This is a genomic window from Paraburkholderia sp. DHOC27 (genome assembly GCF_003429005.1).
Lineage (GTDB): Bacteria > Pseudomonadota > Gammaproteobacteria > Burkholderiales > Burkholderiaceae > Paraburkholderia.
Genome location: NZ_QVQV01000005.1, coordinates 12,531 through 28,984, shown reverse-complemented (window position 1 = coordinate 28,984; position 16,454 = coordinate 12,531). Strand labels below are relative to the sequence as shown.

At 62.2% G+C, this 16,454-nt stretch carries 13 protein-coding genes; 6 read left to right on the top strand and 7 right to left on the bottom strand.

Going from position 1 to position 16,454, the window contains the following annotated elements:
* Positions 1-75: 75 nt before the first annotated feature.
* On the bottom strand, positions 76-696 hold the full coding sequence (locus D0B32_RS17970) for a hypothetical protein (RefSeq protein ID WP_117335466.1): 621 nt from the start codon (positions 694-696) through the stop codon (positions 76-78).
* A gap of 439 nt (positions 697-1,135) precedes the next feature.
* On the opposite strand from D0B32_RS17970, the gene D0B32_RS17960 reads away from it, so the two are divergent.
* Both D0B32_RS17960 and D0B32_RS17955 read left to right on the top strand, forming a co-directional pair.
* Positions 1,136-2,356 (top strand): Bcr/CflA family multidrug efflux MFS transporter, encoded by a 1,221-nt coding sequence (locus tag D0B32_RS17960; protein WP_117335734.1) that lies wholly within the window; start codon positions 1,136-1,138, stop codon positions 2,354-2,356.
* Between the two features lie 778 nt (positions 2,357-3,134).
* Positions 3,135-3,419 carry a hypothetical protein gene (locus tag D0B32_RS17955; RefSeq protein ID WP_117335462.1) on the top strand — a complete coding sequence of 95 codons (285 nt, stop codon included), beginning with the start codon at positions 3,135-3,137 and terminating at the stop codon, positions 3,417-3,419.
* Here the strand turns inward: D0B32_RS17955 and D0B32_RS17950 are convergent.
* The 3 genes from D0B32_RS17950 to zwf form a co-directional block, all read right to left on the bottom strand.
* Complete coding sequence (locus D0B32_RS17950) at positions 3,416-5,332, bottom strand: bifunctional transcriptional regulator/glucokinase (RefSeq protein WP_117335460.1); 1,917 nt, start codon at positions 5,330-5,332, stop codon at positions 3,416-3,418. The genes D0B32_RS17955 and D0B32_RS17950 overlap by 4 nt on opposite strands.
* Positions 5,310-6,011, bottom strand: a complete 702-nt coding sequence (pgl, locus tag D0B32_RS17945) for a 6-phosphogluconolactonase (RefSeq protein ID WP_117335732.1) — start codon at positions 6,009-6,011, stop codon at positions 5,310-5,312. The genes D0B32_RS17950 and pgl overlap by 23 nt, the downstream gene beginning before the upstream one ends.
* 200 nt (positions 6,012-6,211) lie before the next feature.
* Complete coding sequence (zwf, locus tag D0B32_RS17940; protein WP_117335458.1) at positions 6,212-7,672, bottom strand: glucose-6-phosphate dehydrogenase; 1,461 nt, start codon at positions 7,670-7,672, stop codon at positions 6,212-6,214.
* A gap of 510 nt (positions 7,673-8,182) precedes the next feature.
* Here zwf and D0B32_RS17935 point away from each other — a divergent pair.
* From D0B32_RS17935 to D0B32_RS17920, 4 genes are all read left to right on the top strand, one after another.
* On the top strand, positions 8,183-9,430 hold the full coding sequence (locus tag D0B32_RS17935; RefSeq protein WP_117335456.1) for an ABC transporter substrate-binding protein: 1,248 nt from the start codon (positions 8,183-8,185) through the stop codon (positions 9,428-9,430).
* Between the two features lie 191 nt (positions 9,431-9,621).
* Complete coding sequence (locus tag D0B32_RS17930; RefSeq protein WP_117335454.1) at positions 9,622-10,563, top strand: carbohydrate ABC transporter permease; 942 nt, start codon at positions 9,622-9,624, stop codon at positions 10,561-10,563.
* Positions 10,553-11,410, top strand: coding sequence for a carbohydrate ABC transporter permease (locus D0B32_RS17925; protein WP_181969843.1), 858 nt, complete (start codon positions 10,553-10,555; stop codon positions 11,408-11,410). Before D0B32_RS17930 ends, D0B32_RS17925 begins: the two co-directional genes overlap by 11 nt.
* Before the next feature lie 119 nt (positions 11,411-11,529).
* Entirely contained in the window at positions 11,530-12,648 is a 1,119-nt protein-coding gene (locus tag D0B32_RS17920; protein WP_117335450.1) for an ABC transporter ATP-binding protein, read from the top strand.
* 117 nt (positions 12,649-12,765) lie between these two features.
* Here D0B32_RS17920 and D0B32_RS17915 read toward each other — a convergent pair whose 3' ends face one another.
* Genes D0B32_RS17915 through D0B32_RS17905 form a run of 3 tightly spaced genes read right to left on the bottom strand, consistent with a single transcriptional unit; the run spans position 12,766 to position 16,444 of the window.
* On the bottom strand, positions 12,766-13,494 hold the full coding sequence (locus D0B32_RS17915; protein ID WP_117335448.1) for a DUF2894 domain-containing protein: 729 nt from the start codon (positions 13,492-13,494) through the stop codon (positions 12,766-12,768).
* Positions 13,494-14,153 (bottom strand): OmpA family protein, encoded by a 660-nt coding sequence (locus tag D0B32_RS17910; RefSeq protein ID WP_117335446.1) that lies wholly within the window; start codon positions 14,151-14,153, stop codon positions 13,494-13,496. Before D0B32_RS17910 ends, D0B32_RS17915 begins: the two co-directional genes overlap by 1 nt.
* A complete protein-coding gene (locus tag D0B32_RS17905; RefSeq protein ID WP_117335444.1) occupies positions 14,150-16,444 on the bottom strand; it encodes a DUF802 domain-containing protein in 2,295 nt (764 codons plus the stop codon). Before D0B32_RS17905 ends, D0B32_RS17910 begins: the two co-directional genes overlap by 4 nt.
* Positions 16,445-16,454 lie beyond the last annotated feature (10 nt).

The following is a 16,454-nucleotide window of genomic DNA, read 5'->3' as shown; positions in this document are numbered from 1 at the left end:
CGCAAGGACCCGATTGTTGGCTGAAATTGTACCGGAGTCGCGCGGAATCGGCCGGTGCTGGCGGGCAGCGGGGCGCTACCGGAGCCGCTTGATGGCCGGCTTCGGCACCGGCTGAGGTGCGGCCGGCGAGGCTGTTCGGGCAGCCAGGTTTGATCTCGCCCGCGCGGCGGCATGAGCGGAAACCTTGCTGGACTGGGCGGAGCCGGGCGGCGAGGCGGCCGGGCCAAGTGGGCCGGTTGAGTCGATTGGGGGCGGCTTGCGTTTGCCTGTCAGTTCGGCCCAGCGTTTCTCGAGCGCGCCCTCGGCCACCGGTTTGATGGAGGTGCCCGATGCCTGGGCGTCCCAGGTCTGTACCGAGAAGGGATGCACGCGCAATGCATCACGGGGGATGACGACCGCCTGATGCGCGTCCACGAGCCAGTCGTAGACGAAGTCGATGCATAGCCGATAGCCACGTTTGCTGTGGGCGTCGGGCACCTCGTACGGAGCGCGTGTGACGTAGCCCGAGCCGAAGATGCCGCGCGGTTCCTGCGCGACGCGATGCAGGAAGACGCGGTCGCCGGGCAGGATGCTGCGGGCGACGCCGCAGCCCCAGACGTCCGTCACGGCTTCGCCGGTGGCGACCCGTCTGGCGACGTCAGGCAACTCCGGCCAAGGCCACTTCTTGGGGCTCCAGATCAGCAGGAAGGCAGTCATGTCGAGCGAGCAACGATACGGTGATGGTGCGAAGCGGCAGCTTAACCGATTGGTCGTGGTGGATGGGGTTTGGGTTGGGGTTTGGCTTTGGTTGCAGTTGCAGTTGCAGTTGCAGTTGCAGTTGCAGTTGCGGTTGCAGTTGCGGTTGCAGTTGCGGTTGCAGTTTCGGTTGCAGTTTCGGTTGCGGTTGTGGTCGCGATTGCCTTGCCTTTGGGTTTGCGGTCGTGGCCGCGACTGCGATTACCGATGCCGATGCGGCATGCAGCGGGTAGCGGCCAACGTGTCGCGCCAGGTTGCGTCATGTCGCGCAGCGCTGAACCGTGCCGCGCGGACACACCGGGTTAACCGTCGCGTACAATTGACCTTAGTCACACCTTAGCAGCTTCACTATTTTTGCGGCCCGGCGCATCAGCGAATGGGCTGCCTCTTCCGGATTCCCATGTCTCACGTCACCCCGCGCCGGCCCGATGGCCGGCTGATTCTGTTGCTTGGCGCGCTGGCCGCGTGCGGGCCGATTTCGATTGATATGTACCTGCCGAGTTTGCCGTCCATCGCGCAGGCGTTTCTCGTCTCGACAGGTGCTGCGCAAACGACGCTCACGAGCTTCATGCTGGGCTTCTCGGTGGGCATGCTGCTGTACGGACCGCTGTCCGATTCGTTCGGACGCCGGCCGGTGTTGCTGGGCGGCATCATCATGTATGCGCTGGCAAGCATTGCGTGCGGGCTGTCGTTTTCGATTGGATCGCTGGTGACGTTCCGCTTCGTGCAGGCGTTGGGCGCAGGCGCGGCATCGGTGCTGGCGCGCGCGATTGCCCGCGACGCCCACGAACCGACCGACGCGGCGAGAGTGTTGTCGATGCTGTCGATCGTGACGTCGATTGGTCCGCTGCTGGCGCCATTGATTGGCGGCCAGTTGCTGTTGCTGGGCGGCTGGCGCGTCGTGTTCGTGGCGCTGACGCTGTTCGGAACCGTGTGCGCGGTAACAGCTTATTTGCGGGTGCCGGAGACATGGCCGCGCGAGAAGCGCAAACATGCGGCGGTGCTGAAATCGTTCGCCGCGTACGGCAAATTGCTGCGCGACCCGGTGGCGTGGGGGCACATGTTGTGCGGCGGGATGGCGTTTGCCTCGATGTTTGCGTATATCACGGCGACACCGTTTGTTTATATCGAGTACTTCCACGTCTCGGCGCAGCACTATGGATTTTTGTTTGGGCTGAATATCGTGGGGATCATGTTCGGCAACTTTCTGAACACGCGGTTGATCGGTCGGCTTGGATCGCTTCGGATCATTTCGTTCTCGGCACTGGTGAGTTGTTGCGCGTCGCTGTTCGTTTCGCTGGTGTGTTTGACCGGGTGGGGCGGGTTGTGGTCGATCGTTGCCGGGTTGTTTTTCGTGGTGGGCGTGGTGGGATTGTTGTCGGCGAATTGCACGACGGATTTGATGCATCGGTATCCGCAGAATGCCGGCGCGGCCGCGGCGGTGTTTGGGGCGGTGCAGTTGGCGCTGGGGGCGTTGTCCAGTGTTGCTGTTGGTCTGTGGGAGGGCGTTTCGCCGACGGGTATGGGGGTTACTATTGGCGTTGCCGGGGTGCTTTGTTATCTGGGGCGTTTGTTAGTTGTTAGATGGCATGGGCGGCCGGTGCCGGGGGTATTGGTTTAGGTTTTTGGGGTTTTTTTGCCTGCGGCGCTGTTGGTTTTTGGTCTTTTGTTCGTTGCGCCTTTGGTCTTTGGCCTTTCCTTGTTTTGTTTTTGGTTTATTAGCGTTGCCCCTGTGCGGGGCGGCACCTACTTTTCTTTGCCGGCCGCAAAGAAAAGTAGGCAAAAGAAAGCGGCTCACACCGCCAGCTTGTAGGTGTCCACCTCGCTACGCTTGCGGCGTTGGTCCGAGACAAGACCGTCCCCCACATCACTACCCTCCCGTGACCAGGCAGTCATCCGCTCCACTTCGCGCTTCGCGCTCCGTTGAAGGGCATAACAGCTCTTCGTTATGCGTCATCCGCCATGCGAGCCAGTAGCCTCGCAGCCCAACACCCCAAAGCACAAGCTAAAACTCACAGCCAAACACCCACAGCCAAACACCCACAGCCAAACACCCACAGCCAAACACCCACAGCCAAACACCCACAGCCAAACACCCACAGCCAAACACCCACAGCTAATGCACACAGCTAATGCACACAGCTAAACGAACGCAGCTAAACGAACGCAGCTAGGTGAAGACAGTTGGGGAAGCCCAGGTGGAGGGGAGGGGGTATCGGGCCAGGCGCGGAGCGCGTAGGCCTTAGCGGACCCGGCTGGCGACGCACGGCGTGCGGAGCGGGATGAATGACTGCTGTGCCGCGAGCGAGGGAAATGCGAGGGAAGGTCTTGTCTCGGACCAACGCCGCAAGCGTAGCGAGGTGGACACCTACAAGCTAGCGGTGTGAGCCCGCTTTCTTTTGCCTACTTTTCTTTGCGGCCGGCAAAGAAAAGTAGGTGCCGCCCCGCACAGGGGCAACGCAAATAAACCAAAAAGAAAACAAGGAAAGGCCAACGCCGCGGACCGACCGCACAGCGTGGCAAAAAGAAGCAAGAAAAAACAAAGGACCCCAAACAAAACCAGAACAAACAAAAAACCAAAAGCAAAAATCGAAAAACCAAAAATGAAAAAAGCGCCAGGGTCAAAAAACCCCAGCGCTCGCAGAGCAAAAAACAAAAAACAAAAAACAAAAAACAAACCTTAATCTGCGGCCGAAGAAGCCGCCCCATGACTAAGCCAGTCCAGCACCGCAGTAGCATCATCATCCGCGCTACGCCGCACTTTAGACACCGCCTCAGTCACTTCCTCATTCGGCACAGCCCGCCGAATCGCCACCCCGACGGCGAGAATATCAATCATCACCAGATGCAGAATCCGCGAAATCATCGACAACTGCGACTCGCGAATCTCGATGTGATCCGTCTCCAGCGCCACGGTCGCGCGCTTCGCCAACGGCGTATTGCTCGACGTAATCGCAATCACCTGCGCGCCCGCCTGCATCGCTACTTCCAGCACGCGCAGCAACTCCGGCGCGCGTCCCGACTTCGACACGGCCACAATCACGTCGCCCTTGCCGAGCAACGCAGCCGACGCGGCCTGCATGTACAGGTCGCCATACGCAATCGTCGGAATGCCGAAGCGGAAGAACTTGTAGTGCGCGTCCTGCGCGACGATGTTCGAATTGCCCAGGCCGTAAAACTCGATCCGGCGCGCGCCGTTCAACAGGTCGATCGCCCGTTCCACATGCTCGAAATTCAGATGCTCGCGCAATTGCAGAATCGCCGAGATCGTGTTGTCGAGCACCTTCGCGCCGAAGTCGGTCGCAGTGTCGCCCAGGTGCACCTGGCTGTGGCTCACCGGGATCGTGCCCGTCAGGCCCGTCGCCAGCTTCAGCTTGAAATCGGACAAGCCCTGGCAACCGAGCGAGCGGCAAAAGCGGATCACCGTCGGCTGGCTCACGTCGGCCTTGCGCGCAATGTCGACGATCGGATCGTTGATGATCGAACGCGGATGATTCAGCGCCAGGTCCGCTACGCGTCGCTCAGCCGGCGTCAGCGCATCGCGCATCTGACGGATGCGTTCGAACACGGCCGACGAACTGCCACCGGCACGATTCGACAGCTGTTCAGCCAGAATCGCGGAGACGCCAAGGAACGCCGGATACTCTGCCGTGATCACGTACGTGGGCACGTTCTGCAGATACGCTTCGAAACGGCCCTTCGCTTCGAAGCGCTTGCGGAACGACGAACGCTCGAAGAATTCGCCCAGCCGCGGCACCACACCGCCGCCAATGTAGATGCCGCCCAGCGCACCCAGCGTCACTGCGATATTGCCAGCGAAGGTGCCCAGGATGCCGCAGAACACGTCCACGGATTCCGCGGCCAGCGGCTCACCTTCCAGCGCGCGCTTGACGATCTCGATCGTGTCGAAGTTGGCGGGCACGCGCTTCTTGTCGCGTCCTGCCAGCGCACGGTAGATGACCTCGATACCGGGGCCCGCCGCCACCCGCTCGAACGAAACGTGCGACCACTTCTTGCGCGCATATTGCAGCACGATGTCTTCGCGTTCGTCGGCGGGTGCGAACGTGGCGTGGCCGCCCTCGCTGCCCAGCGCAATCCAGCGGTCGTCTGCGGGAATCAGGCCCGACACGCCCATGCCCGTGCCCGGTCCCAGCAAACCGATCACGCTGTTCGGCCGCCGTGCGCCGCCGCCCACCTGCACGCGTTGCGCGTCGGTGAGACCCGGCAGCGCCATCGCCAGCGCGGTGAAGTCGTTCACCACCAGCAGCGTGTCGAAGCCCAGCGCGCGGCGCGTGGCCTCGATGGAAAAGGTCCAGTCGTGGTTGGTCATGCTCACCTGGTCGCCGTCGACCGGGTTCGCAATCGCAATCGCCGCATGATTCACGCGGCCAATTTTCGTATCTTTCAGGTACTTCTTGATGACCTCGGCGACGCCCGGATACTCGGCGCAGGGGTACACCTGCACCGAGCCGATTTCGCCCGGTCCCGTCTCCAGCGCAAAGCGCGCATTGGTGCCGCCGATGTCGGCGAGCAGCCTGGGTCCGTCGGCATGCTGACCCGCACCTGGAACGGCGTTACTTTTCACACCAGTAGACATCGAGTCTCACTCCCTTGTCGTTTGCCAGCTTCGAGATGGCATTTTTTTGTGGCGCAGCGGCGGCGGCATTCAGCACGTCCAGCTTGCGCGGTCCTGCAATCAACAGAAATAGATGACGCACCTGCTTCAACGCAGGCATCGACCAGCTCACGCGCGGATGCGGCGCAGCGCCCGGATGCACGGCGACAAAGTGGTCGGACGTCGTGAGCGCAAAGTCCCACTCCGGCGAGTCCGCGAAGATCGACGCGGTATGGCCGTCTTCGCCCATGCCGAGGATCGCAACGTCGGGAATCTTTCGGCTGGCATCGGCGTTGAGCGCGGCGACGTGCGCGTCGAGCGTCTGGCTGAAATCCACCAGCGGGAAAAACGCGGCGGCTTTGGCGGCGTTCTGCAACAGCGTTTCGTGCGCAAGACGCGAATTGCTGTCCTTGTCGGTGTCGGCCACCCAGCGGTCGTCGACCAGCGTCACGGCAATGCGCGGCCAGTCGAAGGCTTGCGTGGATAACGTTTGCAGGAACGGCCGCGGGCTCGTGCCGCCCGAGACGGCCAGCGTCGCTTGGGCGGCGCCGGCTGATGCACCGGTCTGCGCGGCCAGCGACGCATGCAATGCGTCGCCCACCGCTTTGGCCAGCGCATCGGATTGGGCTTGCTGATCTTCGAAAGCGTGAAGCTCGATCATTTCTCCTCCGTACTGCATTCTTGTGAGGTCTGCGAGATATGCCGTAACGCGTGACGCTGATGATGCACGGACCGGATGCGGTAGACCGCAACCGGGTGCTGTCACCGTCACCGTTATGGCGCCACCCCGTTCAGCGAATAGGTGAAACCATGCGGTGGCAGACGCGGGGTGGTCGCATGATCACGCCGCGCCGCCGCCCGTCAGTTTTCTTCTTCGAGCCAGCAGGTGCCATGCTGCGCAAGCATCGCGCTGGAAGCCGCCGGTCCCCACGTGCCTGCTGCATAGGGCTTGGGCGGCTTGTTGCTGGCCGCCCATTCGTTCAGGATCGGTTCGACCCAGCGCCATGCCGCTTCCTGCTCGTCGCGCCGCACGAACAGCGCAAGACGGCCGTTGATGACGTCGAGCAGCAGGCGCTGATACGCCTCCATCTGGCCTTCGCGGAAGAACTGGTCGAAGGCGAGGTCGAGGTGCACGCTGGACAGGTTCATGCCTTCGCCCGGTTGCTTGGCGAGGCAGTAGAGCCGGATCATTTCATTGGGTTGCAGCCGGATCACCAGCCGGTTCGCACCCGGGCGCAACGCGGTGGGACCGAGCGCCGAATGCGGCACCGGACGAAAGTTCACGACGATCTCCGCGACCCGGTCGGCGAGCCGCTTGCCGGTACGCAGGAAGAACGGCACGCCGGCCCAGCGCCAGTTTTCGATCTCCACTTTCAGTGCGACGAAGGTCTCCGTCGTGCTGTCTGGCTTCACGCCGGCTTCGGTAGCGTAGGCCGGCACGGCGGAACCGCGGATCACGCCGGAGTGATACTGGCCACGCACCGCGACCTTGCCGATGTCGCGCGGATCGATGGGCTTGAGCGCCCGCAGCACGCGCAGCTTTTCGTCGCGCACCGAATCCGAATCCATCGAATGCGGCGGTTCCATAGCAACGATGGAAAGCAGCTGCAGCAAGTGGTTCTGCACCATGTCGCGCAGCGCGCCGGTGTTGTCGTAGAAGTCGCCGCGCGCTTCGACGCCGAGTTCTTCGGCAATGGTGAGCTGGATGCTTTCTACCCATTCGCGGCGCCACAGCGGTTCGAACAGCGCGTTGCCGAAGCGCAGCGCGAGCAGGTTCTGCACCGGCTCCTTACCGAGGTAGTGGTCGATCCGGTAGATCTGTTCTTCGGCGAAGATTTCGCCCACCGCGTCGTTGATGGCGTTGGACGACTTCAGGTCGTAGCCGAGCGGTTTTTCCAGCACGATGCGCGCGTTGTTGTTCAGGCCAACCGCGGCGAGCGCGCGGCAGATCGGCACGAACAACGAAGGCCCCGTGGCCAGATAGAAGACGCGGATACCGGGCAGCGGATTCACGGCCTCGCGCAGCAGCGCGAAGTCTTCGGGCTTGCCAAGGTCGAGCTTCACATACTCGATACGCTTCAGGAAGCTGTCCCACGCTGCTTCATCGAGACCGTTCTTCGAGACATACGGCTTGACGTGCTCGTTCACCCACTCGATGTAACCCTCGCGATCTTCCGCATGACGCGCCACCCCCACGATCTTGCCGCTTTCCGCCAGCATGCTCGCACGGTGTGCTTCAAACAAAGCCGGCAGGATCTTGCGCATCGACAGATCGCCGGTTCCGCCGAAGAGAACGAAGGTGAAACTTGAATCGGTAAGCATGTGTCTCCGTCGATGTCCGAAGGTCGCTTCCAGGCGACCGTAGTCCGATAAAATTTTTTTTGACACTGAATTGTAGTTTAACTACAATCCAAATCAAGAGGTAGCGCTAATTCGATGAAAAAAGCGTGCGAGGGTAAGCAAGATGCGCGTTTTCCCGAATCGGCAGGCGTCCCCTTCATGTTAATGGACATTACGTTTTTGCACGTGCCAGCGGGTTCGCCGGCGGCAATCGGCAGCGCGCTGTGTCCGGGTTAACGTGTGGGTCACCTCGAGTCTGCCGCGCGCGACGCGGGCAGGCAAAAATCAAAAGAGGAGACAGTCAAGTTGCATTCCGTACCACTCATCTTCTGAGCTTCCTGCGGCCGAACGTCGGCACGCCGGCCCATGCACGCGCATGCGCCCGGCCGAGGCTCGATCGCCCAGTGTTTTGCCTGTTTTGAACCAACCACAGCACCCTGGCGACATCAGGGGCCATTTGTTTTTTGTTCAGGTGTCTGGAGGAGATAAGCAATGAAATTTCGCGCGATCATGGGCGCTTTGTGCGCCGCAGGTCTGATGTGTGGCGTGTCGGCAGTTCAGGCAGCCGAGTCGATCGAAGTGCTGCACTGGTGGACCTCGGGCGGCGAATCGAAGGCTGTCGGCGTCCTGAAGGACGACATGCAGAAGCAGGGGTACACCTGGAAGGACTTCGCGGTTGCGGGCGGTGCAGGTGCAGCCGCCATGACGGCACTGAAGACGCAAGTGATCTCGGGTAACGCGCCGAGCGCAGCACAGATCAAGGGTCCGCTGATCCAGGAATGGGCGGAGCAGGGCGTGCTGGTGCCGATCGACTCCGTCGCCGGCGACTGGAAGAAGAACCTGCCGCCGCAGATCGACAAGATCATGCACGCTGACGGCCACTACGTCGCAGCACCGTTCTCGGTGCACCGCGTGAACTGGCTGTGGATCAACAAGTCGGCGCTCGACAAGGTTGGCGCACAGCCGCCGGCAACGTGGCCGGAATTCTTCGCCCTCGCTGACAAGCTGAAGGCTGCCGGCATCCAGCCGGTCGCTGCCGGCGGTCAACCGTGGCAAGACCTGACGCTGTGGGAAGACGTGGTGCTGTCGCAAGGCGCTGACTTCTACAAGAAGGCAATCGTCGACCTCGACCAGAAGACCCTGACCTCGCAACAGATGGTCGGCGTGTTCGACACGGTTCGCAAGATCGAGTCGTACATGGACAACGGCCGTACCGGCCGCGACTGGAACCTGGCAACGGCCATGGTCATCAACGGCAAGGCCGGTATGCAGTTCATGGGCGACTGGGCGAAGGGCGAGTTCGCGAACGCGAACAAGCAGCCGGGTACGGACTATGTCTGCGCACCGGTGCCGGGTACGGCCAAGGGCTACACGTTCAACGTCGACTCGTTCGTGTTCTTCGCACAGAAGGGCGCGAAGGATGCAACGGCTGGCCAGCTGGCACTTGCCAAGACCATCATGAGCCCGGACTTCCAGGAGCAGTTCAGCCTGTACAAGGGTTCGATTCCGGTTCGCCTTGGTGTGAACATGGACAAGTTCGACGCCTGCGGCAAGCAGTCGTACGCCGACGAACAGACGGCGATCAAGGCTGGCGGTTATGTTCCGTCGCTGGCACACGGTATGGCTCAGCCTGACGCAACGGCTGGTGCAATCACCGACGTCGTGACGAAGTTCATGAACTCGACGCAAGATTCGAAGAGCGCAGTTGAAGCGCTCGCGAAGGCAGCGAAGACGAAGTAAGCAAGGTAGCAGGGCGCCCGGTTGCGACTCCACGCGCAACCGGGCGCTTCAGCCTCAGGCTGCATGTTTCAAGGCTTCAGGCGTATCAAGCATGAAGATGTACCCAGAGTCACAGCCCAGGCCGCTTCCAGGTTGCGCGCGTTGCAGGTGTCACGCGCAGCGATGGACGGCAAAGTTTCAGGAGTCATGTAGTGACTGCTTCTCTTAGCGGAAACGGGAAATCCACGGCCGCCGTGACCCGCCGCACGTCGCCAATGGCGGCGCTCGCCGACCGCTGGATTCCGAAGCTGGTGCTTGCTCCCAGCATCGCGATCAGCATTGTGTTCGTGTACGGCTTCATTGTTATCACCGGCTATCTGTCGCTGTCGAATTCGCGATTGATGCCGCGCTACGAATTCGTGGGTCTGGACCGTTATCGGGAGTTGTTCGATAACGACGTCTGGTGGACCTCGGCTGCGAACCTTGGCTGGTTCGGCATTCCGTTCATCGCCATCTGCGTGGGGCTCGGTCTGTTCCTCGCCATCCTGCTCGACCAGCGTATCCGCAACGAAGGTGCGTTGCGCGCGGTGTTCCTGTATCCGATGGCGCTGTCGTTCATCGTGACCGGCACGGCATGGCAATGGATTCTCAACCCCAATCTCGGCATGCAAAAGGTGCTGCATGACTGGGGCTGGACGAGCTTCCAGTTCGACTGGCTGGACAATCCGGACCGTGCCATCTTCTGTATCGTGATCGCGGCCGTATGGCAGTCCACCGGTTTCGTGATGGCCCTGTTCCTCGCCGGTCTGCGCGGCGTGGATGCGGAAATTTTCAAGGCGGCACAGGTGGACGGCGCGACCTTGCCGACCATCTACCGCAAGATCGTGATTCCGAGCATGCGCCCGGTGTTTTTCTCCGTGCTGCTGATTCTCTGCCACATCACGATCAAGACCTTCGACCTCGTCGTCGCATTGACGGCGGGTGGCCCGGGTACTTCGTCGTCGCTGCCCGCGATGTTCATGTACACGTTTTCGTTTAACCGCGGGCAATTGGGCGTCGGCGCTGCATCGTCGATGATGATGCTCGCAACCGTCGTGGCCGTGCTCGTGCCGCTGATGTATATGGAATCGAGGAGCACGCGTAATGCAGCCTAAGATGACGATCAGCCGTGCCGTCATTTATGCGGCGCTGATTCTGTTTGCGTTGTACTTCCTGTTCCCGCTGTACGTGATGCTGTCCACGTCGTTCAAGGACATTGATCAACTGCGTACCGGCAACCTGCTCACGCCGCCGTCGCACCCCACCTTCGCGCCGTGGATCAAGGCATGGAGCCAGGCGTGTACGGGTGTGCGTTGTGACGGCATGGAGCCGTTCTTCATGAACTCCGTGCGCATGGTGATTCCGGCCGTGCTGCTCTCGTCGATCATCGGCGCGTTCAACGGCTATGTGCTCACGCACTGGCGCTTCCGTGGCGCGGACATCCTCTTCACGATGTTGCTGGTGGGCTGTTTCATCCCCTTCCAGGCCATCCTGTTGCCGATGGCGCGTTTCGAAGGGGCGATGGGCCTGTCGAACACGGTGGCCGGGCTGGTGCTGGTGCACGTGGTGTACGGTATCGCGTTCACGACGATGTTCTTCCGCAACTTCTACGTCAGCATTCCGGCTGAACTGGTGAAGGCGGCGCGCATCGACGGCGCAGGCTTCTTCCTGATCTTCTCGAAGATCCTGCTGCCGGTGTCGTTGCCGATCTTCATGGTTTGCCTGATCTGGCAATTCACGCAGATCTGGAATGACTTCCTGTTCGGTATCGTGTTCTCGGGTGTCGATTCGATGCCGATCACGGTGGCGCTGAACAACCTGGTGAATACGTCGACTGGTGTGAAGGAATACAACGTCGACATGGCAGGGGCCATCATCGCCGCGCTGCCTACGTTGCTCGTCTACATCATCGCCGGCCGTTACTTCGTGCGCGGCCTGACGGCAGGCGCAGTGAAGGGCTAACCCAAAACGATTGCCGCAGCGTGCCGCATACATGGCGGCTGCGGCGCGAACCGGCATCCGGCCTGCGCCGCCTCGCGCGACGCACCTGAAGCTGTATCAGAGACAAGAGGATTCACAGCATGGCAAGCCTTTCCATCCGTGACGTGTACAAGACCTACCCGAACGGGGTGCCGGTCCTGAAGGGTGTCAACATCGACATCGAAGACGGCCAGTTCCTGATTCTGGTGGGCGGCTCGGGCTGCGGTAAGTCGACGCTGCTCAACATGATTGCCGGTCTTGAGACCGTAACGAAGGGTGAGATCCAGATCGACGGCAAGACGGTGAACAACCTGTCGCCGAAAGATCGCGATATCGCAATGGTGTTCCAGTCGTACGCGCTGTATCCGTCCATGACGGTGCGCGACAACATTTCGTTCGGCCTTGGCATCCGCAAGGTGCCGAAGCAGGAGCAGGCGCAGATCGTGGATCGCGTCTCCAGCATGCTGCAGATCCAGCACCTGCTGGATCGCAAGCCGGGACAACTGTCCGGCGGTCAGCGCCAGCGCGTGGCAATGGGCCGTGCGCTCGCACGCGATCCGGTGATGTTCCTGTTCGACGAGCCGCTGTCGAACCTGGACGCGAAGCTGCGGATCGAAATGCGTTCGGAAATCAAGCTGCTGCATCAACGCCTCGGCACGACGATCGTCTACGTGACGCACGATCAGATCGAAGCAATGACGCTGGGCGATCGTATCGCGGTGATGAAGGACGGCGTGGTGCAACAGTTTGGCGCACCGCAGGACATCTATGATTCGCCATCGAACCTGTTCGTGGCGGGCTTCATCGGCGCGCCGCCGATGAACTTCATCCAAGGCAAGCTGGTGGAGCAGGGCGCGGGCGTGGGTGTCGAGATCGATACCGGCATCAAGCGCAGCGTGCTGAATCTGCCGTTCAACTCGGCGAAGGTGAAGGGCCATGTGGGCAAGGACGTGATTCTGGGTCTGCGCCCGGAACGCATCACGGACGCTCGCAGCGCGCACAACGTCGAAGATGCGCAATTGCAGCCGATCGAAGTGAAGGTCGACGTGATCGAGCCGACCGGTCCGGATACGCTGGTGTTCGCACAGGTCAACGGCAAGCGCGTGGTGAGCCGCGTGCACCCGGCATCGAATCCGCAGCCGCTCAACAACATGACGTTGCTGTTCGACGTGTCGAAGGCGGTGCTGTTCGATCCGTCCAACGAAGAACGGATTGCTTGAGGATTTCGTCGCGGTAGGTGAGCGAAGCGAAAGCAGAAGCAAGGAAAAAAGCCCCGTGTGTCGTGAGACGCATGGGGCTTTTTGCTGTGTTCTACGCGGTGTTCTGTCTGTGCGCTGCTAGCGGGCTTTGCCGCGAGGGGTTTTCTTTGCGGCAGCGGTTTTGGTGGTGCTGTTGCTGGCGTTCGCGCTGTTGCTGGCGTTCGCGCTGTTGCTGGCGCCTGCTGTACGAGGTGCGTCCTTGTCCGCTGTGATGCCGTCGCCCGTCATCTGCTCCATCCATGACAAGGCTTCGACGTACGACAGAAACTGCTGCAGATAGCCCGGCGACAATTCGCGCATCAACGACAGCGAGCGATGCACGAGGCTGCTCGAATTCAGCGGGCCGGCATTGCCCGGCACCTGTTCAAACGATTCGCGCAACTGCTTGTGCGTGCGTACCCTGGACCAGACTTCGCGGAAGTAATCGAGCGTGTCGAGTTCGGGATAGGTGCGGGGTTGCGGCGATGGGTTCTCGTTGTCGCTCTGGGCGCTCGCGGTGTGGCTAGTGGCAACGTACTCGTTCAGCGCTGAGAGTGGACTGCGAGTCGGCTCGTTACGTGGCTCGTCTTGCGGCTCGTCGGGTGTGGATTCGGTTTTGGCAAGATCTGCCGCGTACGCCTCGACGAGCACGTTCAGCTTCTCTTCCAGCAGACGCCGCGCGTCACCGCCTAGCGCCACTGCCCGCCGCGCAAGCGCGGCCATGAAATGAAAACGCACCGGGTCGAATGCGTCTCGGCCCTGCTCGCGCCATGTGTCGAGCAAAGGCTGGACTCGCGTGGTGCCGTTCGTGTCCGTTGCCTCGCTCATCACGAGCCGTCACCCGTAGAGGATTTGCCTGCCGCGCTCGACGGTCTCGGCATGGCGGCGATTTCGACACGCCGGTTTTTCGCGCGGCCGGCGTCGTCGGTGTTCGCGCTCACCGGTTGACCGGAGCCAAACGCGGCCGCAAACACCGAAGCGGCGGGCACACCGTCGTCGATCAACGCGCGCGTGACCGTCAGCGCACGTTGCGCGGACAATTCCCAGTTGTCGGCGAAACGATGGTTGCCGTCGCGCACCTGGCGGTCGTCGGTGAAGCCGCTCACCATCAGGATTTCGTCACGTGCCTTCAGATACTCGGACAGCGGTCCGGCGAGACTTTTCAGCAAGTCGCGGCCGGCCGGTTGCAGTTGATCGGAGTTCAGCGCGAACAGCACACTGCCGCTAATGCCAATGCGCCCGTTGACGAGCGTCACGCGACCCGCTGCGAGCGGCGCCGCCAGCGCCTGTTCCAGGGTCTTGCGGCGTTGCGCTTCGATCTGCCGCTGCTTGACCTCGTGGTCGAGGCGGCTCGACAGTTCCAGTTGCACGCCGATCACGCCGACGAGAATCAGCACGAACGCTCCCAGCAGCACCGACATCAGATCGGCGAACACGGGCCAGATGGGCGCCGTCGTCTCGACGCCGCCGTCAATTTCATCGCTCATGCCGCCTCGGCTCCGGTCACTGCGCGCTGGCGGGCGAGTTGTTGCAGGTCTTCGATGATCTGCTTCTGCGACATCACGCTCAGGTCAACGACTTCCCGCGCCTGCGCGACGTAGTAGGCCAACTGTTCGTCGCTGCGGGCCACGGACTTGTCGAGCGCCGCTTCGATACGCGTCAGATGCGCGACCAGTTTGTCGTTGGATGCGCCGAACGAATGGACGGCCGCGCCAAACGCATCGCCGAGGCTCGCAACTTCGACGGCGCTGCCCGTCACCTGAGCGGCGATGGCGCCGAGCTTGCCGGTTTCGCTTTCCACCTTGTCGGTGAAGCGGGTGCTCACGCGATCCAATAGATCGGCGGAGGTGGAGACCAGCGCGTCCACTGCGGTGCGCTGCTCGGTGGACGCATGATTGACCGCGTCGAGCAGGGTTTCCAGTGTCGCCAGCAGACGGCTGCGCTCTTCCAGCATCGCGGTATCGCGGACCATGCTGTCGGAGAGTTTCTGACGCAGTTCGGCGACGACTTCGGCGGCGGCCCTCGGCGCCTCGGACGCGGCTTGCACGAGCCGTCCAATCTCCGCGATGGTTTCGCTGGCGTACGCCTGGGTTTGCGCCGAGACGTTGCTCGCGGTCTGCTCCAGCGTGTCGCAGATAGCCTGCTGCTGGGCTGCGGTGCGGGCGCCAGTCTGTTCCCATTGCTGGTTCAAGTTTGCGGCCATCGTGGCGAGCGTCTCGCGCCAGGCGGCGAGTCGTTGTTCATCACGTGATGCCCATTCGGTTTGCAGCGTGGCGTGCGACTGGCTCACCGCATCGAGCAGCGACGCGGAGTGCTGAGCGAAGGTGGCGGACGCTTCCGTCAAGGCCTGCTGGTTGCGCGCCACCAGTTTCTCGTTGACGCTTTCGTGCTGCGCGAGCGCCTGTTGCCAGGCTGCGGACATTTCGCCCGTGGTGGTGGCTAGACGCGTGGAGATTCCGTCCACCAGACCGGCGGAGCGTTGCTCGAAAGTAGCGGCGGCTTGTTGCCACGTCGCGGACATATCACCCGTGGTGGCGGCAAGACGCGCGGAGACGTCGTCCGCCAGGCCGGCCGAGCGTTGCTCGAAAGCGGCGGCGGCCTGTTGCCAGGTCGCGGACATATCTCCCGTGGTGACGGCAAGACGCGTGGAGACGCTGTCCACCAGACCGGCCGAGCGCTGCTCAAAGGCGGCGGTGAACTGCTCCAGCGAAGTGCGCAGATCGCCCACCAGCTTTTCGTTGGAGCGCTCCTGACCGGCCAGCGCTTCGGTCCAGAGACCCGCCACCGTCGCCGTGGTGGCGGTGAGACCGCCTGACACGCCATCCAGTTGACGCTGCACAGCGTGCGTGACGCTCTCGTGCATCGCACTGGTTTCGCGGGCGAGGCCGGCGAGCGTGGCCTCCATCACCGGTTGCAGTGCCGCGCCGGCGGTGCGGGCGCTTTCGGCCACGCTGGCCTTCAACGATCGTTCCACGGACGCGGCCAGTCTCATATAAGCCGCTTCGGTCTTGCTGTGAAACGCGTCCTGACTCGCCACCTGATGCTCGCTCAAGCGCAGGTTTTGCTGTTCGATAGCGGCCATCATCGTGTGCAGGCGGTCCACCAGCGTCGGCATCATGTCGGCCTGACGTTGCAGCGCGCGCAGGCTTTCTTCACGCTGATGCGCCTGCGAATAGCGGCGCAGCGTCGTGGCGATCTTCGTATCGAGTACCTGTGCGGCTGCAAGGCGCTCGCGCCGGCACAGCGCGGAGAGCAGGCCCAGCATCGCCGACGTGGCCACGCCCGCGATCGACGTGCCGAACGCAAAACCCAGCCCCTTCACCGGCGCGGCGAGCGAGTCGCGGATCGCCTGCAGATCCGTTGCGCTTTCCAGCGCCATCCCTGTGCCGTGCAGGGTTGCCACCATACCGAGCAGCGTACCCAGCATGCCCAGCAACACCAGCAGGCCGACCAGATACGGCGTCAGTGCGGGTCCGGGCAGCGCCACGCGCTCACCCTCGACGCGCAGACGCACCGGATTGCGCAAACCCGGTTGCAGGGATTCGAGCCATGTCGTGAAGCTGGACGGTACGGCGGACAGGCCGGCCAGCGCGCGAGTCAGCGTCGCGGTTGCCTCGCCATAGCGCTGCAATTCGAGCGCGCCTGCCAGGTAGCAGACGCCAATCAGAAGCGTGACGCTCAGCGCCAGCGGATTCGAGCCCACGTATCCGGCGCCGATCCAGCACACGGCGGCAAGGCCCGCCAAAAACACAACGATATGAAGAATTTTGCTGGACATGGTGTCCTAC